This is a genomic window from Mycoplana sp. ABR4_002 (genome assembly GCF_056159645.1).
The window spans coordinates 1,048,930-1,073,886 of record NZ_JBSWVO010000001.1 but is presented as its reverse complement, the minus strand read 5'-3'; the positions used below and the strand labels follow the sequence as shown (position 1 = coordinate 1,073,886).

General features: G+C 66.3%; 23 protein-coding genes, 1 tRNA gene and 1 pseudogene. 9 read left to right on the top strand and 16 right to left on the bottom strand.

Features of this window, described 5'->3' with window-relative positions:
• Nucleotides 1-2 precede the first annotated feature (2 nt).
• The 5 genes from ACXAGF_RS05105 to ACXAGF_RS05085 all read right to left on the bottom strand — a co-directional run bounded on the left by ACXAGF_RS05105 (nucleotide 3) and on the right by ACXAGF_RS05085 (nucleotide 4,291).
• Nucleotides 3-383, bottom strand: a complete 381-nt coding sequence (locus tag ACXAGF_RS05105; RefSeq protein WP_475019212.1) for a DUF6152 family protein — start codon at nucleotides 381-383, stop codon at nucleotides 3-5.
• A 129-nt stretch (nucleotides 384-512) separates the two neighbouring features.
• Nucleotides 513-1,547 (bottom strand): sulfate/molybdate ABC transporter ATP-binding protein, encoded by a 1,035-nt coding sequence (locus tag ACXAGF_RS05100; protein WP_475014978.1) that lies wholly within the window; start codon nucleotides 1,545-1,547, stop codon nucleotides 513-515.
• 14 nt (nucleotides 1,548-1,561) lie between these two features.
• Nucleotides 1,562-2,416, bottom strand: a complete 855-nt coding sequence (gene cysW / locus ACXAGF_RS05095) for a sulfate ABC transporter permease subunit CysW (RefSeq protein ID WP_475014976.1) — start codon at nucleotides 2,414-2,416, stop codon at nucleotides 1,562-1,564.
• Nucleotides 2,409-3,266, bottom strand: a complete 858-nt coding sequence (gene cysT / locus ACXAGF_RS05090; protein ID WP_475014975.1) for a sulfate ABC transporter permease subunit CysT — start codon at nucleotides 3,264-3,266, stop codon at nucleotides 2,409-2,411. The genes cysW and cysT overlap by 8 nt, the downstream gene beginning before the upstream one ends.
• A 5-nt stretch (nucleotides 3,267-3,271) precedes the next feature.
• A complete protein-coding gene (locus ACXAGF_RS05085; RefSeq protein WP_475014974.1) occupies nucleotides 3,272-4,291 on the bottom strand; it encodes a sulfate ABC transporter substrate-binding protein in 1,020 nt (339 codons plus the stop codon).
• A gap of 458 nt (nucleotides 4,292-4,749) precedes the next feature.
• Here ACXAGF_RS05085 and ACXAGF_RS05080 point away from each other — a divergent pair, with 458 nt between their 5' ends.
• From ACXAGF_RS05080 to ACXAGF_RS05065, 4 genes are all read left to right on the top strand, one after another.
• Nucleotides 4,750-5,499 carry a phosphoadenylyl-sulfate reductase gene (locus ACXAGF_RS05080; protein WP_475014973.1) on the top strand — a complete coding sequence of 250 codons (750 nt, stop codon included), beginning with the start codon at nucleotides 4,750-4,752 and terminating at the stop codon, nucleotides 5,497-5,499.
• A 40-nt stretch (nucleotides 5,500-5,539) separates the two neighbouring features.
• A complete protein-coding gene (cysD, locus tag ACXAGF_RS05075; protein ID WP_475014972.1) occupies nucleotides 5,540-6,493 on the top strand; it encodes a sulfate adenylyltransferase subunit CysD in 954 nt (317 codons plus the stop codon).
• Between the two features lies 1 nt (nucleotide 6,494).
• On the top strand, nucleotides 6,495-7,964 hold the full coding sequence (cysN, locus tag ACXAGF_RS05070) for a sulfate adenylyltransferase subunit CysN (protein ID WP_475014971.1): 1,470 nt from the start codon (nucleotides 6,495-6,497) through the stop codon (nucleotides 7,962-7,964).
• A gap of 301 nt (nucleotides 7,965-8,265) precedes the next feature.
• Nucleotides 8,266-9,306, top strand: coding sequence for a glutamine synthetase beta-grasp domain-containing protein (locus ACXAGF_RS05065; RefSeq protein ID WP_475014969.1), 1,041 nt, complete (start codon nucleotides 8,266-8,268; stop codon nucleotides 9,304-9,306).
• A 94-nt stretch (nucleotides 9,307-9,400) separates the two neighbouring features.
• On the opposite strand, the gene ACXAGF_RS05060 is transcribed toward ACXAGF_RS05065, so the two are convergent.
• The 4 genes from ACXAGF_RS05060 to ACXAGF_RS05045 all read right to left on the bottom strand — a co-directional run bounded on the left by ACXAGF_RS05060 (nucleotide 9,401) and on the right by ACXAGF_RS05045 (nucleotide 14,848).
• A complete protein-coding gene (locus ACXAGF_RS05060) occupies nucleotides 9,401-10,318 on the bottom strand; it encodes an MBL fold metallo-hydrolase (protein ID WP_475014968.1) in 918 nt (305 codons plus the stop codon).
• Between the two features lie 686 nt (nucleotides 10,319-11,004).
• The gene (locus ACXAGF_RS05055; protein ID WP_475014967.1) at nucleotides 11,005-12,300 is read right to left on the bottom strand and encodes an HlyD family type I secretion periplasmic adaptor subunit; all 1,296 of its coding nucleotides are present in this window, start codon (nucleotides 12,298-12,300) and stop codon (nucleotides 11,005-11,007) included.
• Between the two features lie 40 nt (nucleotides 12,301-12,340).
• Nucleotides 12,341-14,080 (bottom strand): type I secretion system permease/ATPase, encoded by a 1,740-nt coding sequence (locus ACXAGF_RS05050; RefSeq protein ID WP_475014966.1) that lies wholly within the window; start codon nucleotides 14,078-14,080, stop codon nucleotides 12,341-12,343.
• A 231-nt stretch (nucleotides 14,081-14,311) separates the two neighbouring features.
• Nucleotides 14,312-14,848, bottom strand: coding sequence for an MgtC/SapB family protein (locus tag ACXAGF_RS05045; RefSeq protein ID WP_475014965.1), 537 nt, complete (start codon nucleotides 14,846-14,848; stop codon nucleotides 14,312-14,314).
• Between the two features lie 149 nt (nucleotides 14,849-14,997).
• On the opposite strand from ACXAGF_RS05045, the gene ACXAGF_RS05040 reads away from it, so the two are divergent.
• Nucleotides 14,998-15,074 (top strand) — tRNA-Pro (locus ACXAGF_RS05040).
• Nucleotides 15,075-15,333: 259 nt separating this feature from the next.
• On the opposite strand, the gene ACXAGF_RS05035 is transcribed toward ACXAGF_RS05040, so the two are convergent.
• On the bottom strand, nucleotides 15,334-16,137 hold the full coding sequence (locus ACXAGF_RS05035) for an acyltransferase (protein WP_475014963.1): 804 nt from the start codon (nucleotides 16,135-16,137) through the stop codon (nucleotides 15,334-15,336).
• Nucleotides 16,138-16,245: 108 nt separating this feature from the next.
• On the opposite strand from ACXAGF_RS05035, the pseudogene ACXAGF_RS05030 reads away from it, so the two are divergent.
• A pseudogene (locus tag ACXAGF_RS05030) lies at nucleotides 16,246-16,893 on the top strand (sulfotransferase family 2 domain-containing protein); the annotation flags it as partial.
• 28 nt (nucleotides 16,894-16,921) lie between these two features.
• Nucleotides 16,922-17,347 (top strand): hypothetical protein, encoded by a 426-nt coding sequence (locus ACXAGF_RS05025; RefSeq protein WP_475014962.1) that lies wholly within the window; start codon nucleotides 16,922-16,924, stop codon nucleotides 17,345-17,347.
• 169 nt (nucleotides 17,348-17,516) lie between these two features.
• On the opposite strand, the gene ACXAGF_RS05020 is transcribed toward ACXAGF_RS05025, so the two are convergent.
• The 5 genes from ACXAGF_RS05020 to ACXAGF_RS05000 all read right to left on the bottom strand — a co-directional run bounded on the left by ACXAGF_RS05020 (nucleotide 17,517) and on the right by ACXAGF_RS05000 (nucleotide 22,037).
• Entirely contained in the window at nucleotides 17,517-17,822 is a 306-nt protein-coding gene (locus ACXAGF_RS05020; protein ID WP_475014961.1) for a hypothetical protein, read from the bottom strand.
• 90 nt (nucleotides 17,823-17,912) lie between these two features.
• Nucleotides 17,913-19,160: a kynureninase gene (kynU, locus tag ACXAGF_RS05015; protein ID WP_475014960.1), complete on the bottom strand. Its 1,248-nt coding sequence runs from the start codon at nucleotides 19,158-19,160 to the stop codon at nucleotides 17,913-17,915.
• A 114-nt stretch (nucleotides 19,161-19,274) separates the two neighbouring features.
• On the bottom strand, nucleotides 19,275-20,198 hold the full coding sequence (locus ACXAGF_RS05010; protein ID WP_475014959.1) for an ABC transporter permease: 924 nt from the start codon (nucleotides 20,196-20,198) through the stop codon (nucleotides 19,275-19,277).
• Nucleotides 20,199-20,203: 5 nt separating this feature from the next.
• Nucleotides 20,204-20,983 (bottom strand): ABC transporter ATP-binding protein, encoded by a 780-nt coding sequence (locus ACXAGF_RS05005; RefSeq protein WP_475014958.1) that lies wholly within the window; start codon nucleotides 20,981-20,983, stop codon nucleotides 20,204-20,206.
• A 70-nt stretch (nucleotides 20,984-21,053) separates the two neighbouring features.
• On the bottom strand, nucleotides 21,054-22,037 hold the full coding sequence (locus tag ACXAGF_RS05000) for an ABC transporter substrate-binding protein (RefSeq protein ID WP_475014957.1): 984 nt from the start codon (nucleotides 22,035-22,037) through the stop codon (nucleotides 21,054-21,056).
• Nucleotides 22,038-22,210: 173 nt separating this feature from the next.
• Here ACXAGF_RS05000 and ACXAGF_RS04995 point away from each other — a divergent pair, with 173 nt between their 5' ends.
• A complete protein-coding gene (locus tag ACXAGF_RS04995) occupies nucleotides 22,211-22,966 on the top strand; it encodes a GntR family transcriptional regulator (protein ID WP_475014955.1) in 756 nt (251 codons plus the stop codon).
• A 97-nt stretch (nucleotides 22,967-23,063) separates the two neighbouring features.
• On the opposite strand, the gene kynA is transcribed toward ACXAGF_RS04995, so the two are convergent.
• Complete coding sequence (gene kynA, locus ACXAGF_RS04990; protein WP_475014954.1) at nucleotides 23,064-23,900, bottom strand: tryptophan 2,3-dioxygenase; 837 nt, start codon at nucleotides 23,898-23,900, stop codon at nucleotides 23,064-23,066.
• Nucleotides 23,901-24,110: 210 nt separating this feature from the next.
• Here kynA and ACXAGF_RS04985 point away from each other — a divergent pair, with 210 nt between their 5' ends.
• Nucleotides 24,111-24,941, top strand: a complete 831-nt coding sequence (locus ACXAGF_RS04985; protein ID WP_475014952.1) for an alpha/beta hydrolase — start codon at nucleotides 24,111-24,113, stop codon at nucleotides 24,939-24,941.
• The last annotated feature ends 16 nt before the right edge of the window (nucleotides 24,942-24,957 follow it).

The window sequence follows — 24,957 nt, the reverse complement described above, 5'->3', positions numbered from 1 at the left end:
GATCAATTCATCCTGATCCGTTCGGGGTAGATGTCATAGCGCTTGCCGGCAACGGTGATGCGGACGGCCTTCATCCGCTTCTCGCCGGGTTCGAGCGAGCGGTTTCCGAGCACGACGATCGGATCGCCCGGCTTGGCGGCTCCTTCGACGAAACCGGAACGCTCGGTCAGCCGCGGATTGCCGAGTTCGATGCGCCAGACACCGTCGCTCTCCGTCGCGACCTCCAGGCTCGGATGCGGCGGCGCCATCGAGATCGTTTCGATCGTGCCATCGAGTTCGGACAGTTCCGCCTCGGCCCAGGACCAGCCGTGATGCGCCATCGCCGCGCCGGCGAACAGCGCCACCAAACATGCCGTCGTGGCCGCCGGCCGCGCAATCATCATGGACATTGTCTTCATCCTCTCTGCAGTCCGGATGGAAGCGCAAGATAACAGTCCGGGCGAGGAGCAGCCTTCAAGATTTGTTGATGCGGCGGGGCATAAGGCAGGGCGGGACGGTGATCGCCCGGGCAGTCAGGACGCGAACCGCTCCCACCGCGTGGGACGAAAGCGGATCTCGCCGCCAATCTCAGTCCTGGCTTCGAGCGGCACCTCGATCTCGATATGATGGGAATGGCCCGCACACCCGACGTCGACTTCGGCGATGCGCGTTCCGGCAAGCCGGCGTGACGCCGTCACCTTGCCGCACAGCGCCTCGGCGTCGGGGACGATTGCCACGTCCTGCGGGCGAAAGAACAGCCGGGCCGGGCCTGCCCCCTCGGCGGCAAGCCCGATCGGCTGGCCCTGGAAGAACACCATGCCGTCCTTCTGCTCGACGGGCAGGCTCGCCGACGAGCCGATGAAGGAAAAGACGAAGGCGGAATTCGGCCGGTCGTAGACATCGTCGGGCGAGCCGACCTGCTCGATCCTGCCCTGGCTCATCACCACGACGCGGTCGGCCAGTTCCAACGCCTCCTCCTGATCGTGGGTGACGAAGACGGTGGTGTGGCCGGTGCGGTCATGGAACTCGCGCAGCCAGCGGCGCAGTTCCTTGCGCACCTTGGCGTCAAGTGCGCCGAAGGGTTCGTCGAGCAGCAGCACCCTCGGCTCGATCGCCATGGCACGGGCGAGCGCGACGCGCTGGCGCTGGCCGCCGGAAAGCTGGCTGGGAAAACGCTTCTCCAGCCCGGTCAGCTGCACCATGTCGAGCAGCTCCAACGCGCGCCTGCGTATGTCAGCGCGCGACGGGCGCCGGTGACGCGGCCGTACGGTCAGGCCGAAGGCGATGTTGTCGGCCACCGTCATGTGCCGGAACAGCGCATAGTGCTGGAACACGAAGCCGACATTGCGCTCCTGTACCGACTTGTACGAGGCATCCTCCTCGCCGAAGAAGATCCGGCCGAGCGTCGGCTGCTCGAGACCGGCGATCAGCCGCAGCAGCGTCGTCTTGCCCGATCCCGAGGGACCGAGCAACGCGATCAGTTCGCCCGAGCCGATCGTCAGCGAGACGTCGTGCAGCGCCGGGTAGAGGTCGAATTCCTTGCGGATCTGGTCAACGCGGATTTCCATGGGTCCAGCTCTTCTCAATGCTTCCGGGAGGCCGACAGCTCGGCGCCGTATCGGGTTTCGAGGATCGTCCGCAGCACGAGCGTCAGCAGCGCCAGCAGTGCCAGCAGCGAGGCGACGGCGAAGGCGCCGACGACGTTGTAGTCGTTGTAGAGGATCTCGACATGCAGCGGCATGGTGTTGGTCAGCCCGCGGATGTGGCCGGAAACGACCGAGACGGCGCCGAACTCGCCCATGGCGCGGGCGTTGCAGAGCAGCACGCCGTAGAGCAGCGCCCATTTGATGTTCGGCAGGGTGACATGCCAGAACGCCTGCCAGCCGTTGGCGCCGAGCGAGATCGCCGCCTCCTCGTCGCCTGCGCCCTGATCCTGCATCAGCGGAATGAGTTCCCGGGCGACGAAGGGAAAGGTGACGAAGATCGTCGCCAGCACGATGCCGGGCACGGCGAAGACGACCTGCACCCCGTAGGACTTGAGCAGCGGGCCCAGCGCCGAATTGGCGCCGAACAACAGCACGAAGACCAGGCCGGAGATGACCGGCGAGACCGAGAACGGCAGGTCGATCAGCGTGGTCAGGAACGCCTTGCCGCGAAACTCGAACTTGGCGATCGCCCAGGAGGCGGCCACGCCGAAGATCAGGTTGGCCGGCACCGCGATCGCCGCCACCAGCAGGGTCAGGCGGATCGCGGAGACGGCGTCGGGGTCGCGCAGCGCCGCGAGGTAGGCGCCCCACCCCTCCCTGAAGGCCTGGGCGAAAACGACCGCGAGCGGCGTCAGCACGAACAGCGACAGGAAGGCGAGCACCACCAGGATCAGGACGAGGCGGACCGGCGCGCGCTCGCTGACGGGACTCCGGAAACGGGGATCAGACATGGCCGAACCTCCGTCTGCTCCAGGCCTGAACGAGGTTGATGAGGAACAACATGAGGAAGGAGACCGCCAGCATAACGCTCGCGATCGCGGTCGCGGCTCCATAGTCGAACTCCTCGAGGCGGATGACGATGAGGAGCGGCGCGATCTCCGAGACGAACGGGATGTTGCCGGCGATGAAGATGACCGAACCATACTCTCCGACACCGCGCGCCAGCGCCAGCGCGAAGCCGGTCAGGATCGCCGGAAACAGCCCCGGCAGAATGACCCGGACGATGGTCTGCAAGCGGCTGGCGCCGAGCGAGGCCGCGGCCTCCTCCACCTCCCGGCTGATCTCCTGCATCACCGGCTGGACGGTGCGCACCACGAACGGCAGGCCGATCGCGATCAGCGCCACGACGATGCCGAGGGGCGTGTAGGCCACCTTGACGCCGAGCGGCGCCAACAGGCCGCCGATCGGACCGGTCGGCGCATAGAGCGCCGTCAGCGCGATGCCGGCGACGGCGGTCGGGATGGCGAAGGGCAGGTCGACGATCGCATCGACGAGGCGCCGGCCGGGAAAGCGATAGCGCACCAGCACCCAGGCGGTGACGACGCCGAAGACGACGTTGAGCAGGGCGGCGGCGAGCGCGGTCGAGAACGAGACCCTGAGCGCACCGAGCGTGCGCGGGTCCGTCACCAGACGGAGGAAGTCGGACCAGCCGAGCGCGGCGGAGCGCCAGGCAAGCCCCGCCAGCGGAATGAGGATGACCAGCGTCAGGTACACCAGGGTAAAGCCGAGCGTCAGTCCGAAACCGGGAATGACGCTTGGCGTTTTCCAGTGCCACCGCGCCGCGCTTGGGGCGGTTGTCATGGCCATCAGTTCCCCGGCTTGTAGAGCTGGTCGAAGAGGCCGCCGTCGCCGAAGAACTCGGCTTGCGCCGACTTCCATCCGCCAAAGGCCTCGATCGTCACCAGTTCGAGCTTCGGAAATCGCGCCAGCAGCCTCGGATCGACCGCCGACGGATCCGACGGGCGGTAGAAGTTGCTGGCGGCAAGGCTCTGGCCTTCCGGACTGTAGAGGTACTCCAGATAGGCCGTCGCCAGCTTTTCGCTGCCCTTTGCCTCGGCATTGCCCTTGACCACGGCGACCGGCGGCTCGGCATGGATCGATAGCGCCGGAACCACGATTTCGAACGCGTCCGGGCCGAGCTGTTCGCGCGCCAGCCAGGCCTCGTTCTCCCAGGCGAGCAGCACGTCGCCGATGCCGCGCTCGACGAATGTGGTGGTGGCCCCGCGTGCACCGGTATCGAGGACCGGCACGTGCCGGAGCAGCGTTGCGACGTACGCCTTCACCCTGGTCCGGTCGCCGGCAAACTCCCGCTCGGCCCAGGCCCAGGCGGCGAGGAAGTTCCAGCGCGCCCCACCCGAGGTCTTCGGGTTCGGGGTGATGACCTGGACGCCGTCTCTGATCAGGTCTCCCCAGTCGCCGATCCCCTTGGGGTTGCCCTTGCGCACCAGGAAGACGATCGTCGACGAGTAGGGCGTGGAGCTGTTCGGCAGCAGCGCACGCCAGTTTTCCGGAATCTTGCCGCTGTGCTCGACGATGGCGTCGATGTCGGCCGCGAGCGCCAGCGTCACGACGTCGGCCTCGAGGCCGTCGATGACCGCGCGGGCCTGCTTGCCCGAGCCGCCATGCGACTGCTGGATCGCAACGTCCTCGCCGGTCGAGGCCTTCCAGTGCGCCGCGAAGGCGGCGTTGTACTGGCGGTAGAATTCGCGCGTCGGATCATAGGACACATTGAGCAGGGCCGACTGCGCCGCGGCGGTAGTCAGGCCGGAGAGAACCAGCCCGGCGCCAACGAGTGCGACACGTAAACTACTGAAAATTTTCGTCATTTTCAACCTCTCCTCACTTTGCCCATAAACTCTATTAAATTAGTAGAGTTAGTCAACATAGAGGACGAAGTTCGCAAAAGTGGTTCCCTGCGGCGGAAGGAACGGCAAAACGGTACTCCGACAGAGGGGGGCGGACGATACGGATCTGCCGGGAAAGGCCCTCGCCGGGAAATGCGACAGGGACCTCAGCGGTCGGCCGGACGCGAGCCCCTGCGTTCGACGGTCGCCCGCTCCTGGCCGGCGGGTCGCCCCGCCACAGGCAGCCGCGCCCCGCCCCGCGGGAGCGCCACCGTCCCCGGCCGTTCGCGGGCACAGCCGCGGCAGGAACGGCAGGATTTCTGTCATCGACGCAAGATAGAGAGATATTTGCTCCGGGCCGGAACGAATGGAAATCCGTTTTTCTGTCCGCGCCGCAGCGCGCCTGCAATAATCCGGCCAAACTCAGACAGGACCCCAGCATGACTGCAGTTACGGAAAACAGCGCCGCCAAGACGCTCAACGACCAACTCGGCGCCCTCAGCCTGACCGAGCGGCTTGCGCTGGTCGCAAGCCTTGGCGGACGCGCTGTCTTCACCACCAGCCTCGGCATCGAGGACCAGGTGATCACCGCCGAAATCGGCCTCAACCGCCTGCCGATCGACGTCGCCACCCTCGACACCGGCCGCCTGTTCAAGGAAACGGCGGACCTGATCGAGGAGACCGAGGAACGCTTCGGCATCGCCATCACCCGCTTCCATCCCAGGAAGGAAGACGTCGAGGCCTATGTCGCCCAGTACGGGATGAACGGCTTCTACGAAAGCGTCGAGGCCCGGCACGCCTGTTGCGGCGTGCGCAAGCTGAAGCCGCTTGCGCGCGCACTCGAAGGGGCGTCGATCTGGGTCACCGGCCTGCGCCGCGGCCAGTCCGGCAACCGCGCCGACATCGCCTTCGCCGAGTACGACGCCGAGCGCAACCTGATCAAGGTCAACCCGCTCGCCGACTGGGACCTCGGGACCATCAAGGCCTATGTCGCCGACAACGCCGTGCCGGTGAACCCGCTGCACGCGCGCGGCTATCCCTCGATCGGCTGCGAGCCGTGCACGCGGGCGATCAAGCCCGGCGAGCCGGAGCGCGCCGGCCGCTGGTGGTGGGAAAACGACGAGAAGCGCGAATGCGGCCTCCACGTTCCCGAATCCGCAATCCCTTCGCTCAATTCAAGCTCGCTCTGAGGCCTCTCCCGGCCGGTCAGATTTCTGGAGACGATTAGGAATGTCCGATATCCGTAACGAAGCGGAAGCCAACGGCGCAGCGGCCACCAAGCCGCCGCTCGATCCGCATCTCAAGGCCCTCGAGAACGAGGCCATCCACATCTTCCGCGAGGTCGCTGCCGAGTTCGAGCGGCCGGTGATGCTCTATTCGATCGGCAAGGACAGCTCGGTGCTGCTGCACCTGGCGCGCAAGGCCTTCCATCCCGGCCGTGTCCCCTTCCCGCTGCTGCACGTCAACACCGGCTGGAAGTTCGCCGAGATGATCGCGTTCCGCAACGAGATCGTGAAGCGCTACGACCTCGACCTGGTCGAGCACATCAACCCGCGCGGCGCGGCCGAGAACATCACGCCGTTCACCCACGGCTCGGCGCGCTACACCGACATCATGAAGACCGAAGCGCTGCGTCACGCGCTCGACGCCGGCCAGTACGACGCCGCCTTCGGCGGCGCGCGCCGCGACGAGGAAGCCTCGCGCGCCAAGGAGCGGATCTATTCGTTCCGCACGCCGGACCACCGCTGGGACCCGCGCAACCAGCGCCCCGAGCTGTGGAACATCTACAACGGCATGATCAACCGCGGCGAGAGCGTGCGCGCCTTCCCGCTGTCGAACTGGACCGAGGTCGACATCTGGCGCTACATCCAGGCCGAGAACATTCCGATCGTGCCGCTCTACTTCGCCAAGAAGCGCCCGTATGTCGAGCGCGACGGCATGATGATCCTGGCCGAGGACCCGCGGCTGGAGCTGCTGCCGGGCGAGACCAGGCAGGAGGGCCTGATCCGCTTCCGCACGCTCGGCTGCTTCCCGCTGACCGGCGCGATCCGCTCGACCGCCACCACGCTGGACGACATCATTTCCGAACTGGAAACCGCCACCGTCTCCGAACGCCAGGGCCGCGCGATCGACCGCGACCAGTCCGGCTCCATGGAAAAGAAGAAGCGCGAAGGATATTTCTGAGATGACCGCAACCGCGACCATTGCCGCCTTTCCGGCCGCCGAGACCGAACGCGTCACGCGCGACAGCCGCCCGCTGCGGCTGATCACCTGCGGCAGCGTCGATGACGGCAAGTCCACGCTGATCGGCCGCCTGCTCTGGGACACCAAGGCCGTCAAGGAAGACCAGGCCGCCACGCTGCGGCGCGACTCCTCCGGCAAGCAGAACGATCTCGGCCTGCCCGACTTCGCGCTGCTGCTCGACGGCCTGCAGGCCGAGCGCGAGCAGGGCATCACCATCGACGTCGCCTACCGCTACTTCTCGACCGACCGGCGGTCCTTCATCGTCGCCGACACCCCCGGCCACGAGCAGTACACGCGCAACATGGCCACCGGCGCCTCGACCGCCGACCTCGCCGTGCTTCTGGTCGACGCCCGCACCGGCATCCTCGAGCAGACCCGCCGGCACGCGACGATCGCGACGCTGATGGGCATCCGCCAGTTCGTGCTCGCCGTCAACAAGATCGACCTGACCGGCTACGACCGCGCCGGCTTCGAGCAGATCACCCACGAGTTCAAGGAACTGGCGCTGTCGCTCGGCGTCAAGCAGATCACGGCGATCCCGGTCTCGGCGCTGAAGGGCGAGAACGTCGTCTATGACGGCCGCGCCTCGATGCCGTGGTACGAGGGGCCGACGCTGGTCGAAACGCTGGAGAAAGCCACCGTCCGCTCCAACCAGACGGTCGGCTTCCGCCTGCCGGTGCAGCGCGTCTCGCGCCCGGGCGAGAGCTTCCGCGGCTACCAGGGCACGGTCGCCGGCGGTGCGGTCAAGCCCGGCGACAGCGTCGTCATCCTGCCCTCGGGCGTCGTCGCCAACGTCAAGCAGATCGTCACCTTCGACCTCGTGCGCAACGCCGCCGTCGCCGGCGACGCGATCACGCTCGTGCTCGACCGCCAGGTCGACGTCGCGCGCGGCGACATGATCGCCTCGATCGACAGCCAGCCGATGACCGGGCGCAAGTTCGACGCGCAGATCGTGGCGCTGCAGCCGGACGGCATCGAGCCGGGCAAGCGCTACTGGCTGAAGAGCGGCAGCCGCCGCCAGCGCGTCAGCGTCACCCCGACGACGCAGCTCGACCTGAAGAGCGGCAAGTGGGCCTCGGCCGAGGCGCTGCCGATGAATGCGATCGGCAAGGTCGCGCTCACCTTCGACGAGCAGGCCGTGTTCGACACCTATGAGCAGAACCGCACCACCGGCGCCTTCATCCTGATCGACCCGGACACGCACAACACCGTCGCCGGCGGCATGATCACCGGACGGCACTCCGAACTCGGCGGCATCCACACCAACGACGACCGCGTGATCCTGTCGCTGCCGGCGGATCTGGCCGAGAAGCTGATGGCGACGGAGATCTTCGCCAGCCGCCGCCACGACGCCGAGGTGCGCCACACCAGCGCCGGCCGCGCCCACGAGTTGCTGGCCGACCTCGACTGAGGCAGACCGCACGAAACAAAAGGGGCCGTCACGGCCCCTTTTTTTATGCGTGCACCGGTCGTCGCCCAGGCAGCGCTGCCCGTCATCCCAGCACCTGCCGCCCAGTTTTTGTGCAGTGCGCATTTTCCTTGTGCGCCGCCCACCAGCCGGTCGTTGCGCCTCGCCGGGCCGAGCACGATTTTCCAGGGAATTGGCGCACCGGAACCAACTTGGCACGACTAATGCTTCTTCCTGGGTATCGGCGGCCGGGCGATCAGATCGCGCGGCCGCCTCCGAAACCAGAGAGACGTGAGAGAACGCAATGACCAAGTACAAGCTCGAGTACATCTGGCTCGATGGATACAAGCCCACCCCGAACCTGCGCGGCAAAACCCTGATCAAGGAGTTCGAGGCCTTTCCGACGCTCGACAGGCTTCCGCTGTGGGGCTTCGACGGGTCGTCGACGATGCAGGCCGAGGGCAACAGCTCGGACTGCGTGCTGAAGCCGGTCGCCTGCTATCCCGATCCCGAGCGCAGGAACGGCGTGCTGGTGCTCTGCGAAGTGATGATGCCGGACGGCAAGACGCCGCATCCGTCCAACAGCCGCGCCTCGATCCTCGATGACGAGGATGCCTGGTTCGGCTTCGAGCAGGAATACTTCTTCTACAAGAACGGCCGCCCGCTCGGCTTCCCGGAGACCGGCTTCCCTGCACCGCAGGGTCCCTACTACACCGGCGTCGGCTACAGCAATGTCGGCGACGTCGCCCGCAAGATCGTCGAGGAACACCTGGACATCTGCCTCGCCGCCGGCATCAACCACGAAGGCATCAACGCCGAAGTGGCCAAGGGCCAGTGGGAGTTCCAGGTGTTCGGCAAGGGCTCCCGCAAGGCGGCCGACGAAATCTGGCTGGCGCGCTACCTGCTGCAGCGCCTGACCGAGAAGTACGGCATCGATGTCGAGTATCACTGCAAGCCGCTCGGCGACACCGACTGGAACGGCTCGGGCATGCATGCCAACTTCTCGACCCGCTACATGCGCGAGGTCGGCGGCAAGGACTATTTCGAAAGCCTGATGGCCGCGTTTGCCGAGGCCCGCGCCGACCACATCGCCGTCTACGGGCCGGACAACCACATGCGCCTGACCGGCAAGCACGAAACCGCCTCGATCCACCAGTTCAGCTACGGCGTGGCGGACCGCGGTGCGTCGATCCGCGTGCCGCACAGCTTCGTCAACAACGGCTACCGCGGCTACCTCGAGGATCGTCGGCCGAACTCCAAGGGCGACCCCTACCAGATCGCCTCGCAGATCCTGAAGACGATCTCCATGGTCCCGACCGACGCCGAAAGCCGCGAGGCGGCCTGAGCCGCCGGCGCGGCGGGGCCGATCCCGCCGCGGCAGAGGACAAACATCGAAGCGCCCCATGCGGGCGCTTCTTTTTTGGGCGATGCCCGCCCGGTCAGTAGTCCCAGAAGACCGGGACCCAGCGGAAGTGGTCGCCATCGACCGCCACCCGGCCGACGGACGGGAACGGCAGATGGGTGGCGACCAGCAACGACTTGGTCGACGCGAGCTCCGTGAAAAGCGCGGTCCGGACGCGGGCCGCCTCCTCGGGGTCGTGTTCGAAGCCGTTGTGCCAGTCGGGGTGGTCGAACCCGACCGCGAACACGGCATCGCCGGCGAACATCAGCCGGTCACCGCCTGACGCGACGCGAACGACACAGTGCCCCGGGGTGTGACCGCCGGTGCGCGTGGCAACCACGCCCGGCGCCACCTCGCACTCGTCCTCGAACGTCCGCAACTGGTTGTGGTAGACGTTCATGAACCGCTTCGCCGTCGCCCGCAACGCATCCGGGAACCCCTCCGGCATGACCGCGTGAGAGAAATCGGGCGCCTCCCAGAACTTGGCCTCGGCGGCCGCCAGGTGGATCCGCAGGTCCGGGCGCAGCCGCTCCTTCACCCCATCGACGAGCAGCCCGCCGATGTGGTCCATGTGCAGGTGCGTCAGCACCACGTCGGTCACCGAGCCGAGATCGATTCCGGCGCCTTCAAGTCGCTTGATCAGCTGCCCGGCCCGCGGCAGGTTCAGGTCCGGGTCCAGCCCCAGGCCGGCGTCGACCAGGATGGTCCGGTCGCCGCTGCGAACCAGCACCACGTTGAGCGCCCAGTCGAAAGCGTCCGGCGGCAGGAACATGTCGTCCAGCCAGGCCGCCCGCGCGGCCGGGGCGACGTTGTGCCCCAACATCTTGGTTGGGAGCGGCAGCACCCCATCGCTGATTACAACGACCTCGATTTCGCCGATCTGCACCGCGTAGCGCGACGGAACCAACTCCTCGGAACCCGTCCTGGCGGCGTGAGCGATATTGTCCAAGCTCATGTTTGTCTCCTGTTGATGACGGCAGGATGCGCCTGCGCGATCGAGACAGGTCGATCACGAGCCACGTCGGAGACTGTATGGGCAGGATTGTCGTCGGGGCAGCTACACCTGAGGATAGGTTCCCGCTGGCATGGCGGAAACGCGCAGGCGGGCGGAAGCCGATGACGCCCGCAGCCTTGCCCCTGACCTTCGGCGCTCGAACTTCGATGGTCCAGGCGGCCACGATGCCTGCATGCGTGGCCGCCGCCAGGCTCCTTCATCCGGCTCGCGGCAAACTTCCGGGGCGGGAGCCGAATGCGGTGGCTCCAGCCTGTCGACGGCGGGACCAAGCGGGTATGGGCCATGCGTGTCAGCGGCCACCTCTACCGTGCTCGCTTTCACACCGGACGAACAGGCCCGCCAGCCAGCGGACCATCACAACCGGCTCCAGGCCCTAGAAATAGAAGAACCACAGCAGCAGCACGACAAAGAACGGCACGCCCAGCAGCCACAGAATCAGAGCCCGGAACATCATGATCTCCCTTGCAAACATTGCGTTGCGGGAGAAATGCCCTTTCGCCGGCTTTGTTCCACGCGTGACCGGCCGGACCTCGGCACTGGCCGCGGAGGATCGCCCGCAACAGAGAACCCCGCACCGCGACGTGCGGGGCGGGGTTCGCGTTCGGCGACCGATCCGGAAGCCGTGACTAGCGTTCGCGGAAGGCCTTGGAGAAATAGTCCGCCAGCGGCTTGATCAGGTATTCCAGCGGCGAGCGCTCGGAGGTCTGGATGAAGGTTTCGACCGGCATGCCGGGAATGACGCTCTTGTCGCCGAGCTTCGCAAGTTCGCCGTCGTCCGGCCGGATCTCGGCCTGGTAATAGGTCAGGCCGGTTCGTTCGTCCTTGAGCACGTCGGCGGCGACCTTGGTCACCTGACCGACAAGCTCGGGCGTGGTGCGGTGGTCGAAGGCGCCGAAGCGGATATGCGCCACCTGACCGACATGGACCTGATCGATCTGCGTCGGCGAGATCTGCGTCTTGACGACGAGGTCGTTCTCCTGGGGAATGATGTAGAGCAGCGGGTCTGCCGGCCTGATGACCGACTTCAGCGCGTGCACCGTCATGCCGAGGATGACGCCCGGAACCGGCGCGGTGATGTCCATGCGGCTCAGCGTCTCGAGCTTGGCCGTGCGGTTCTCCTTCAACTCGGCGATCTTGGCCTCGATCTCGCGCAGCGACGTCGTCGCCTCCTCGCGGGTGTTGGAGTTGATGTTGAGGATCGCCAGCTCGATCTCGGCGACCTTGCCGGCGTTCTCGGCAATGCTCGACTCCGCCTGGCTGATCGTGCCGGAAATATCGGCCTGCTCGCGCTGCAGCTGTAGCACCCGGCTGGCGTTGGTCAGCGACTGCTTGAGCAGCTTGTTCTGGGCGTCGAGCTCCTCGCCGATCAACTTCAGCTGGGTGTCAAGCGCCTTGATGCGGCTCTGCAGGCCCTCGTTCTGCTTGGCGATCTGCTGCTTCTTTTCGCTGAGCTGGCCGACCTGCTTCTCGCGGGTCTCCTGGCGCGCCTCCTTCAGGCGCGTCTGGCCGTCGATGATCTCCTGGACCGCGGGGTCGGTCCCGGCCCGCTCAATCATCTCCGGATCGAAGCGGATCTCGGCCTTGCCGTCCTGCTCGGCCATGAGGCGCGCCGCGGTGCCCATCAGGCTGAAGAGCTGGCCCTCGATGACGGCGAGTTCCGACCGGTCGAACTTGTCGTCGAGCCGCATCAGCACGTCGCCGGCGTTCACCCGGTCACCCTCGCGCACCATGATCTGGCCGACCACGCCGCCGGTCGGATGCTGCACGACCTGGCGGTTGCTGGCGACCTCGATGGCGCCGGAGGCGACGACCGCGCCATTGATCCGGGTGAGCGCGGCCCAGGCCGCCATGCCGCCCAGCAACAGGAACACCGTGGCATAGCCGATGACCGCGTAGTTCCGCCCGTTCCATTTGTTGTTCATGCTATCGAATTCCTACTCTCGTCTCGCGCCGTGCGGCGACTTACTTGTTGCTGCCGCCGGTTCCGGTGCTGGCCACGACCTGGGCGTGGTTGCGCAGGTGAGCGCGAAGCACTTCGTCGCGCGGCCCGAAGGCAAGACGCTGGCCGTTCTCGATGATTAGGATGAGGTCGCATTCCTCGATGGCGGCCGGCCGGTGCGCCATGATGACGACCGCCTTGCCCTCCGCCTTGAGATTGCGGATCGCAAGGTTCACCGCCATCGAGCCCTCGGCGTCGAGGTTGGAGTTCGGCTCGTCGAGCACCACCAGCACCGGGTCGCCGTAGAGCGCGCGGGCAAGGCCGATGCGCTGCTTCTGCCCGCCCGAGAGCTTGCCGCCGGTGACCGACAGGCGCGTGTCGTAACCGTCCGGCAGACGCAGGATCATGTCGTGCGCACCCGCCTTCTTGGCGGCCGCGACCACCTTGGCGGCGTCGGGGTTGATCTGCATCCGGGCGATGTTTTCCGCCACCGTGCCATCGAAGAGCACGACGTCCTGCGGCAGGTAGCCGACATGTTCGGCAAGGCCGTCAAAGCCGTACTGCTCCAGCGACGCGCCGTCGAGGCGGACATTGCCCCCGGCCGGCGGCCAGATGCCGGTGAGGATGCGCGCCAGCGTCGACTTGCCGGACGCGCTCTGGCCGATGACTCCGACCGCCTGGCCCGGGCCGAGGTCGAAGGACAGCATGCGCAGCGTCGCAACCTTCTCGCCCGGCGGAATCGCGGTGACCTGGTTGACCTCGAGGATGGCGCGCGGCTTCGGCAGCGCGGTGCGCCCCTCTTCCTCCGGAACCTTGTCGAGCAGTTCGGAGAGCTGCCACCAGCCCTGCACCGCGCGCTGCACCAGGCTCCACTGGCCGATGGCGCCTTCGATCGGCGCCAAAGCGCGGCCGATGATGATCGAGCTGGCGATCATCGCGCCGGCGCTGATCTCGTTCTGCAGCACCAGCCAGGCGCCGAGCGCCAGGATCGCCGACTGCAGGAAGACGCGGAAGGTCTTGGAGGTAATGGCATAAAAGCCGTTGCTGTCGCTGTAGCGGACATTGGCGTCGAGCGTCTTTTCGCGCAGGGCCTGCCAGCGCGTGGTGACGGACCGGCGCATGCCGAGCGCGCGGACCGTATCGCTCTCGCGCTGCAGCGCCTGGGTCAACTCGTCGCTCTGGCGGCCGGCGACCATCGCCCGCTCCTGGTCGATCTTGGTGCCGTTCTGGTTCAGCCACGTCAGCGCGACCAGGATCAGGCCGCCGACAAGGCCGAGCGCGCCCATCAGCGGATGGAACATGAAGATGACGAAGAGAAACAGCGGCGTCCACGGAATGTCGAAGACGGTGAAGACCGCCGGCGACGACAGCGCCTTCTGGATCGCGTCGAGGTCGCGCATGCCGGTCAGGGTCGAGATGCCCTTGGCGTGCAGCCCGGTGCGGTCGAGCACGGCGTTGAAGACGCGCTTGTCGAACCGCGACTGGAAGCCGGAACCGACGCGGGCCGCCACGCGGCTGCGGATATGGTCGAGCACGCCCATGATGGCGAACAGCATGACGATCAGGCCGGTCAGCGCCACCAGCGTCGCCTCGGAGCGTGACGCCAGCACCCGGTCGTAGACCTGGAGCATGAACAGCGGTCCGGTCAGGACCAGTAGATTTACGAAGAAGCTGAAAACACCCATAGCCAGAAAGGCATGCGAGCTGTCCTTCAGCGCGGTCCGCAACTCGTCCGCACCGATCCTGCTTTCCTTGATTGCCACGTTTTACCCTCTAATCGCCGCGTGCGCGGTCTCGAATCTCACACGAAAAAACCTGCCGGGCCGGCCCGGGTTTCTACGGGCGGTCAAGACAGGTACGTCTCGGAGTAAAGACGATATGGGTCCCGTCTTATTAGCGAATCAACTGCACAAGATGGCAGCACCTAGACATTTTAGTGACATCTAATTCTGATTACTACTATGTCGATTATTTTGTCCGCAGTTAAACCCGTGTCAACGCTTCTCGTGAGGCGCGGCCGTTGCAGCGTCGGATTCGTCGGAGCAGCTTTGCGCCGGACTTTCGCCGACCCCCTGGACGAGGCGACCGAGCACGTTGAGGACGAGCAGACAGGCGAGCGCCGACAGCGCGGCGATCGCCCAATAGCCGAGCCCCACCGAGAGCCCGACGCCACCGGAGAGCCACATGCCGGCGCCCGTTGTGAGGTTGCGCACCTTGCCGCGGGAAAAGAAGATCATGCCTGCGGCGAGGAAGGCGACGCCGGAGGTGACAGCCTCGACCACGCGCAGCGGGTCGATGCGCACCTGCGCATCGCCGAAATGGCGCATGTGGACCACCTCGATCGAGACGATGGCGAACACCGCGGCAGCAAGGCTGACGAGAATATGCGTGCGCAGTCCGGCGGGATGGTTGCGATACTCGCGCTCGAGGCCGATGACGGCGCCGAGCACGGCGGCCCCCACCAGCCGTGCCGCGATGACCGGGAAGGCGAGCTCGGTCTCCTGCATTATGTCGGCGACGATCTGCTGCATGGCCGGAAAACGCCGCGGCGCGTCCGAAGTTCCCTGCCCCGCCGGCGGGCCGCCACGCGGCCGTTGTGGACTTTTCCCGGGATCACATTTTTTTTGCGTTTGGCGCTTGTCGAAACCGAAGGCCTGTTCTATACGGACGCCGCTGGTCACGGAGTGTAGCGCAGCCTGGTAGCGCACCTCGTTCGGGACGAGGGGGTCGCAAGTTCGAATCTTGCCACTCCGACCAGCTTATCCAAAGGCTTACCCGAGAGCCGCCTCACGAAGATCGACTTTCCACCACCGCCGGCCCGTTTGCCGCCGCGCGCGGACAGCGCATCCGCGAGACTTGCCCTCTTCCAGCGCGGCGCGCGAGAAACCGCCGGCAGGAATGAAGCCCACCATGTGAATGCCGAGTTCGGCCGGCTACAGATGGAAGCCATTCCGCCTGTTCCGACCTCGTCGAGAATCCGGCCGCCACCAAACGAACTATGCCCCTGGGAACGGGGTCACTTCCAGTAGCCGAGGTCTGCTTCGGAAAATGACGGCTTGGTGGCGCGGTTCCAGGTGATCCCCTCCCGCACGACACGGGCCGGCACGCCGGCGAGGATGACGTTGCTCCTGCTGAACCTGGCATTCACGAACGACATTGCACCAACGATCGAGTCCGCTGGAACCTGCGCCCCCTTGCTGATGACGCTGCCCACGCCGATCCAGACGTGATCGCCGATAACGATGCTTTCCGGGCGGTTCAGACGCTTGCCCGACGACAGGTCGACCACCGAATGCGCGTCCGTCGTTCGTATCTCGATCTTGCGCGAGAACATGCACCACCTGCCGATATGCACATCGCAGCGCTCCTGGCAAAGAATGTAGACATCGGCCGCGGTCGAATGATCGCCGAACGAGACGGTCTGCCTGTTCCCTTTCACGACGATGATGCCCTTGAAGGTACAGTCGTCACCAATATGCACCCGGTTGTTGTTGCCCCTGATATTGATCTTTCCCTCGAATTTCGTGTTCGCGCCGAACGAAACCGTATTGCCGCGACTGTCGGGGCGTCCGTAGAGCCGCCCCCTGATTGAAGCCGCGCCATGATCGATGATGTGGTTCTGCTCGGACAGCTCGTTCCGAAATTTTGGCGCCGGTTCCCGAGAGAAGCGCTTTATGAAACTCGCAAACATATCCACCCCACATGATCGCACAGGTTGAGACAGTTGAAACGGATCGCAGCGATTTGCAATCCATGATTTCTGGCGGGAATCGGGCAAGGAGCCGCGTTCCGAGGCGGTTCGCGTGGACTTTCCCGTCATTTAGTTGCTTTTTTGTCGAACACACCCCTTGATTGAATGTGACAAGTATGATTTTTGCTGCCTTCTCTGGACCCGCAACCATGAGAGGCATTCCATGCCACCCATAAGTTCATCTATTTGAAGACCAGGAAAACCGCCAGCACGAGTGTCGAGGGCCTTCTAGAGCGCTACTGCACCCCACCAGGACACGAACCACAGCACACCCAGGACGAGATCAGGTCAGAATTCGGTATCGTCGCAGCGCGGGCGGGCGGGGTATCCCTTCCGGACGGGATCAATGCCCACGCATCTGCGTCCGAGATCGAAACCTGGCTTGGCTCCAAGACGTTCAACTCCTACCGAAAGATCTACGTCGTCAGGAACCCGTACGACAAAGTCGTCTCCTGGTTCTGGCATGTGATGCCCATGAGCACGAAGCACAGGGTGGGCGACGACTTCGATTCAGCCCGGCAGCTATTTTCCGATTGGCTCCGGATGCGCCCCAATCTCAATACTGATGCGCAATTCTACAGAATTGGAAAGCGCCTTCTCGACGCGACGGTAATCAAGCAGGAGAGTCTTCGGGAAGACCTGAAAGCCTTCGGGGACACGATTGGCGTCGCCGTCGATCCGGACATCATGCCCAGGTGGAAAACCGAGGCAAGGCGCCATCGGGACAGACACTTTTCCGACTATTACGACGAACAAACGCGGCAAGTCATCGATCGCGCATTCGCCTTCGATTTCAACCAGTTTGGCTACGAGACGCTAGCTTGATCCAAGGCGGGTTCGTCCGGGCCCAGCCGTGCTGTGGCTGGCAGCCGACCAGGTGGCGGTCGTGGCGCGGGAAGCGCGGCGGCTGCAATGGCATACCCGGACGCCCTTCCCTGCACTTCGCGGCGACGCGCTTTTGCGGTGGTGCGCGGGCCGTTCCCGGGCGCGGCGGCCGTGGCGACATTTTTCCGAGAATGCCCTTTTGAGGCTGACCGCGTCATCAAATCGTCGCGAACTGTTGCCATGGTCCGCGCAACAGGGAGAAGCAGCCATGGAACGGATTGTAGAGGTAACCGCGGCTCGCGCCGGCGGGCCGGTGCCTGTTGGGATCATGAATATAAGGCAGGCTCTCGAGTTGCCGAACCGTGCCGATTTCCGCTACCGCCACACGCCCGCCGGAACCTCGATCGCCAAACCCATCACGCGTCGTGAACTTGAGGAACTGGCAAAGCGCTAATCCTGCCCCAAATTGTCGTTCTCTGCCGGTCGGTCGCTCCTGCGGGCCGCCGCAGAGCATCGATTGGGCGTTTCCGCGCGCCGTCGATCATGCGCACACTGTCGCTCCGCCGGCGGCAGCGGCCGGACCCTTCGCGCCCGGTCGCCACGGAGCCGCGGGGGCGACAGCGTCACTCTCCGAAATTGGGCACGTAGAGGCACTGCGTCCGGCCATTCGGTCCGAAATCGCCGAGGCCCGCGCAGCGGTGGAAACGTCCGTCGGGCGAAAGCTTTACCGGCCAGCTGTTGTATTTGATGATCTCGCCGGTGGTCTTGACGAGCCAGCCTTCCTTGGTCGCCTTCACCTCGCCCTCGGGGACGGGCATGCAATCGCGGCCGGAACAGCATTCGACCTCGTAAAAGCTGTGCGCCCGTGCGGGCTGCTGCGGGGCGGCGATGGTCGCAAGCATGGTCAGGATCGCACCCACAAACCGCATGCACAGCCTCCTTCGCCGGCGCCCATGCGACGAGGAAACACCAACATCATGGCGAAATGACGCGGCATCGCGCCGCCGCCAGAACGGGGCTCAGGTCACCGCGCCGCGCACGGCGAAGCGCGGGTCGCGCCACAGGCCGGTGCGCAGGATCTCCTCCAGCACGTTGACCGCCTCGAACACGTCGCGATAGCCGACATAGAGCGGGGTGAAGCCGAAGCGCATCGTCGATGGCGCGCGGAAATCGCCGATGACGCCGCGCTCGATCAACGCCTGCATGATCGCGTAGGCGCCGTCATGGGCGAACGAGACCTGGCTACCGCGCCGGGCCGGATCGCGCGGCGTTTCCAGCTCGACGCCATAGCGCCCGCACCTCTCCTCCACCAGCCGGATGAAGAGATCCGTCAAGGCCAGGCTCTTCTCGCGCAGGGCCGCCATGTCGACCCCGTCCCAGAGGTCGAGCGCGCCCTTCAGCGCACGCAGGGACAGGACCGGCTGGGTGCCGCAGAGGAAGCGGACGACGCCGCTGCCGGCGGCGAAGCTTTGCTCGAAGGCAAACGGCCGGGCGTGACCCCACCAGCCGCTGAGCGGCTGGGTGATCCGGTCGTGATGGCGGCGGGCGGCATAGACGAAGGCAGGCGCGCCGGGCCCGCCATTGAGGTACTTGTAGGTGCAGCCGACGGCGAAATCGACATCGGCGCCGTCAAGGTCGACCGGCAGCGCGCCGGCACTGTGGCAAAGGTCCCAGACCACCAGGGCGCCGGCCGCGTGCGCCCGCTTCGTCAGGGCGGCCATGTCGCGCAACTCGCCGCTCTTGTAGTTGACGTGATTGACGAGGACGACGGCGACGTCCTCGTCAATCAGCTCTTCGATCGCTCCGCCGTCGACGCCCTCGAGGCGCAGTTCGGTGCCGGGACGGGTCGAGGCCACGCCCTCGGCGACGTAGAGGTCGGTCGGGAAGCTGCCGGCCTCGGCGACGACAACGCGGCGCCCGGGGCGCAGGGCGAGCGCTGCATGCAGCGCCTTGTAGATGTTGAGCGAGGTGGTGTCGCAGACGACCGTCTGCCCGGCGCCGGCGCCGATCAGCCGGCCGACGCGGTCGCCGAGTTCCATCGGCAGCTGGAACCAGCCGGCCGTGTTCCAGCTCTTGATCAGGTCGCGGCCCCACTCTTCCTTCGCCGCCGTCTCCAGTTCGGCAAAGGCCGCCCGCGAGGCCGCGCCGAGCGAGTTGCCGTCGAGATAGATCAGGCCGTCGGCCAGGGTGAACTGCGCGCGGTGGTGGCGCAGCGGGTCGGCCGCGTCCATGGCGTCGACGGCGGCGGCATCAATGGTTCCGGTCATGGTCGCAATCCTGTGTTGCCGCTTGCCTGCGACGCGCCCGTCCGCAGGCCCTGGGCGTTCTGAAGTAAACGGTGTCACGGCGCCCGGGCCGCTGCCGGCCCGGGCCTGGGCAGGCTATTCGCGCATGGTCTCGCGGGCCGGCGCGGGGCCGCGGCTGCGCTTCAGGCTCGGCAGCGCCAGCATGGCGAGCACGAACAGGCCGGTGGCGAGCTTGAGGTCCGGCGGCGGCATGCCGGCGGCAAGGCAGAGCGAAACGAGCTGGTAGTAGACGACCGCGCCGACAAAGGGCGCCAGCAGCTGCCGCAGCACCGTCTTCTTGCCGACGATGGCCTCGCCGATCATCAGCGCCGCAAGGCCGTTGATGAGGATGCCGATGCCCATGTTGACATCGGCGAAGCCCTGCGACTGCACCATCAGCGCGCCGCCGGTGGCCGAGAACGCGCTCGCCAGCCCGACGCCGCCGATGGTCGCGGCCCAGACGTTGATGCCCTGCGCCTCGGCCATGTCCGGGTTGGCGCCGACGGCGCGCACGGCCGTGCCCTTCTCGGTCTTGAAGAAGTAGTCGAGCAGCAGGAAGACGATCACCCCGATCAGGCCGGCCACGGCGATCTTCGCCGCCGGGAAGCCGGGCTGCAGGAACGGCACGGCGTCGAACAGGGTCGGCGCGCCGAACACCGACAGGTTGGACTTGCCCATGATGCGCAGGTTGATGCTGTAGAGCATCGTCATCATCAGGATGCCGGCGAGCAGCGTGTGGATGCGGAAGCGCAGGTGGATGAAGGCGGTGCAGCAGCCGGCGAGAAAGCCGACCAGCAGCGCGACCAGGATCGCCGGCAACGGCGCGACGCCGGCCGCCAGCAGCACGCCGCAGACGCAGCCGCCGAGCGGAAAGGCGCCTTCGCTGGTAAGGTCGGGAAAATTCAGCATGCGGAACGGAATCATGATGCCGAGCACCACGAAGGCGAGGATGAGGCTCTGCGCCAGCGTGACCGGGATCAGCCCGAGAAAGCTGGTGAGCGTGGTCTGAAGGAAATCCATGGTCGTCAGCTCGCCAAAATCATGCGGTCGGTCTTCACGGCGAAGTGGCTGACAAGGTCGGCCACGGTGGAGCGCTTCTTCTCCTCGCCGGTGATCTCGAGGCGGACCTTGCCGGCGTCGAGCATGATCACGCTGTCGCCGAAGTCGACGGCGTGTTGCATGTTGTGCGTCACCATCAGGGTCGTCAGCTTCAGCGACTGGACGGCGCGCACGGTCGCCTGCATGACGATGTCGGCGGTGCGTGGGTCGAGCGCCGCCGTGTGCTCGTCGAGCAGCAGCACCTCCGGCTGGCCGCCGACCGCCATGATCAGCGACAGCGACTGGCGCTGGCCGCCGGACAGCAGGTCGACGCGGGTGTCGAGCCGGTTCTCCAGGCCGAGGCCGAGCACCGACAGCCGCTCCCTGTAGGCGGCGAGCCGGGCGGCGTTCAGGCCGGGCCGCAGCGTCCGCCGGGAGGAGCGGAGCTCGGCCAGCAGCATGTTCTCGGCAACCGTCATGCTGGCCGCCGTGCCCTTCATCGGGTCCTGGAAGACGCGGGCGAGACGGGCGGCGCGCTTGTGCACCGGCATGTCGGTGACGTCGTCGCCGTTGATCAGGACCTTGCCGGAATCGAGCAGCAGCGCGCCGGAAATGGCGTTCAGCATGCTGCTCTTGCCGGCGCCGTTGGAGCCGATGACGACGCCGAACTCGCCGGTGGCGAGCTTGAGGTCGAGGCCGTCGAGCGCGACCTTTTCATCCGGCTGTCCCCGGTAGAAGGTCTTTCGAGCCGATCGGATTTCGAGCATCCGTTTCTCCCTGTGTGGCAACGGCGCCGCGAGGGCGCCGTCGAGCATTTCATGAAGTCTTTTCAGTTCTTTAGTTGACGAAGCAGTTGCATTCGTCGAGCGCGGCCGGCAGGTCGGCGCCAAAGGCCTTCAGCACGTCCTTGTTGACCAGCGGCGCATGGTCCTCATAGGCGGGGCGCCAGGCCGGGATCTCCTTCGGGTCCTTGCCCTTCAGGATCTCGGCGGCGATCTTGCCGGCGGCCAGACCGACCTGGTCGTAGTTGACGGCGAAGCTGGCCGGGACGACGCCGTTGCGCACGGCGCCATCGTCGGAGTTGACGATCGGGATGCCGGCCTGGCGGGCGGCGGCGGCGACGGCGGCGATCGCCGGCTGCAGCAGGTTGGAGGCCGGGGTATAGATCACGTCCGCCTTGCCGGCGAGCGAGGCGATGCGCTGCTGGATGTCGTTGACGTTGTCGACGCCGACCTCGACGACCTCGAAACCGGCCTCCGGGGCGGCTTCCTTGACCTTCTCGAGCAGGGCGACGTCATTGGCCTCGCCCGGATTGTAGGGGATGCCGATGCGCTTGGCGTCCGGAACCATCTTCCTGGCGAACTCCATCACCGCGCCGACGTCCTGCAGGTCGGTGGCGCCGGTCATGCCCTCGTCCCCGGCTTCCCACGACGGGACGAGCTTGGCCGCGACCGGATCGGTGACGGCGGCGAAGACGACCGGAATGCCGGAGCCGGCGAGCGCCTTCTTGGCAATCTGCGAGACCGGGGTGGTGATGGTGTAGATCAGCTTCGGCTGCTCGGACTGCAGCTTCTGGATCATCTGCGGCACGAGCGAGGCGTCGAAGTTGGTGTGGCTCTCGCTATAGACGACATCCGTGCCCTCGACGAAGCCGTTGTCGGCCATGGCCTTCTTGAAGCCGGCGATCGAGGCGTTCAGCTGCGGATGCTCGCCGAAGTTGGCGATACCGACGCGAATCGGGTCTGCCGCGGCGGAGCCCGCAGCCATCAGGGCGCCGGCCAGGACGATCCCGGACAGCCAACCGAATTTCGACTTCAACATCTTTTCCTCCACATGACAAAGCCGCGGCGGGCCCGCGATCTGCGGCGATCATAGCGGGGGCGCCAGCGCTGTCAAATGCCGATATATAATCCAAAGGACATTTGCAGATGATATATATTTCGGGCAACCTAGCCAATTATATATATTCGAACCGACGCCCGACCGGAGGAACCATGCGCGAGGCGGCAAGCGAGACGAAGACGGAAGAGGCCTACCGGCTGTTGCGGCGCGACATTCTCTCCACGCGGCTGCCGCCCGGCGCCTCGCTCAAGCTCGGCTCGCTGAAGGAGACCTATGGCCTCGGCTGGACGCCGCTGCGCGAGGCGCTGTCGCGGCTCGAGGCGGAACGGCTGGTCACCGCCGTCAGCAACCGCGGTTTTGCCGTGGCGCCGGTCTCGCGGCGCGAGCTGGAAGACCTGGTGCGCGCCCGCATGGTGGTGGAGGTGCCGTTGCTGATCGAGTCGCTTGCGCGTGGCGACAACGCCTGGGAAGAGACGCTCGTCACCGCGCACTTTCGCCTGTCGCGCTGCAGGACCGCGGCCGAGGACCCGTCCGACGCCGCCGCCTTCGACGACTGGGACGAGAAACACGAAGCCTTCCATGCGGCCCTGGTCGGCGCGGCCACGTCGAACTGGCTGCTGCGGTTCCGCAACACGATCTCCGACCAGTTGCGCCGGCACCATCGCTTCCTCGGGCTGGCGCCGACACTGCGCGCGGCCGCGGGACGGAGCGACGGGCACGAGGCCGCAATGGCGGCGCTGCGGGAAGCGATGGGGCTTTCCCACCACACCGCGCTGATGGAGGCCGCGCTCGACCGCGACGTGACCCGCGCACAGCGCCTGATGGCAGAGCACATCGGCTACACCATGGACGTCTACGCCCATTCCGAGGAGGGCGCCGCCGATCTCACCGTCGCGGTCGCGAGCTGAGCGGCAGAACGGCGCCGGGCAAATGACGGCAAACGGAATCGATTCAAGCGCCTGGACGGAATAGCTCACAGGCCGATTCCGGCCCTTCAGGCAGCGCTCAAAGCACCGTTCGCACCTTCCACAGTTCCGGGAACAACACCACCTCCAGCATCTTCTTCAGATAGGAGGCGCCGCCCGTGCCGCCGGTACCGCGCTTCATGCCGATCACCCGCTCGACGGTGGTGACGTGGTTGAAGCGCCAGCGACGGAAATAGTCCTCGAAGTCGACCAGCTTCTCCGCCAGTTCGTAGAGCATCCAGTGGCGCTGCGGGTCGCGGTACACTGCCTGCCAGGCGGCAAGCACCGCCTCGTTCTCCTTGCGCGTCTCGCGCCAGTCGCTGCGGGCCGCGTCGGCACCGATATCGAAGCCGTGGCGCTGGAGCAGGAGAATGGCCTCGTCGTAGAGCGAGGGCTGGGCGAGGATCGCCTCCAGCGCCTGCATCAGGTCGGGCCGGTGCTGGTGCGGGCCGAGCATGGCGAGGTTGCGGTTGCCGGCGAGGAACTCGATCGCCCGATACTGCCATGACTGGAAGCCCGAGGACTGCCCAAGGGCATCGCGAAACTCGGTGTACTCGCTCGGCGTCATGGTGCGCAGCACGTCCCAGGCGCTGTTGAGCTGCTCGAAGATGCGGGCCACGCGCGACAGCATCTTGAAGGCGACGTCCAGCCGGTCGGCCCGGACCGCCGCCAGCGCCGCCCGCATCTCGTGCAGCGCCAGCTTCATCCACAGCTCCGAGGTCTGGTGCTGGACGATGAACAGCATCTCGTCATGCGCGCTCGACAGCGGCGTCTGGGCGTCCAGCACCTTCTCGAGCTGGAGATAGTCGCTGTAGGACATGCGCCCCTTGAACGACATCTGCGCGCCTTCCCGTTCGGGATCATATGGTTCGGTCATCGTGCTCTCCCTGGCGGCGCGGCGGGTGGCTTCAGCCCCTCCCCCGGCCGCATCCCGCGCCGGGACAGGCCACGGACGCGCCCTCTTCGTCCTTGCGCATTGACCACAGTTTCGCGCCGATCTGAACCCTCCCGGCGAAAAATTTGCAGCGCCCGCTACCGCCGCCCACGCCGCGGCCGTATAGACGAGCGAGACATGCGGGAGGAGACCATGTTCGGGTACCGGATCGAGGACTGGAGCGACGCCTACAGCAATCAGGCGCACATCGCCGGCGGCGAACGCTGGCCGGCGGCCTGGATCGCGCCGGCGGAGGCGTACCGCGGCTTGCTCTCGTCCGCCGGTCGGGCACGGCTGGCACGCGCCTACGGCGAGGGCAGCCGCCAGCGCCTCGACCTGTTCCTGCCGGAAGGCCCGCCCAAGGGCCTCGTCGTCTTCGTCCACGGCGGCTACTGGATGGCCTTCGACAACAGCTACTGGTCGCACCTTGCGGCCGGTCCCGTCGCGCGCGGCTATGCCGTGGCGCTGCCGAGCTACACGCTCTGTCCGGGGAGCCGCATCGCCGGCATCACCGCCGAGATCGGCGCCGCGGTGACCGCCGCCGCGGCCGAGGTCGCAGGGCCGGTCATGCTGGCCGGCCATTCGGCCGGAGGCCATCTCGTCAGCCGCATGGTGTGCGAAAGCTCGCCGCTGGCGCCGGACCTGCGCACCCGCATCCGCCACGTGGTCTCGATCTCCGGCGTGCACGACCTGCGGCCGCTGATGGCGACGGCGATGAACGCGACGCTGGCGATCGACGAGGCCGAGGCCCTGGCGGAAAGTCCGGCGCTGCTGCGGCCGATGCCGGACGCGCGGCTCACCTGCTGGGTCGGCGGTGCGGAGCGTGCGGAATTCCGCCGCCAGAGCGCACTTCTCGCCAATGTCTGGACGGGGCTGGGCGCCACGACCGCGAGTGTCGAAGAGCCGGACAGGCACCATTTTAACGTCATCGACGGGCTGACGGATCCGGCCCATCCACTGACGCGCGCGCTTGTCGGCGAATAGCCGGCCCGCGACGCCG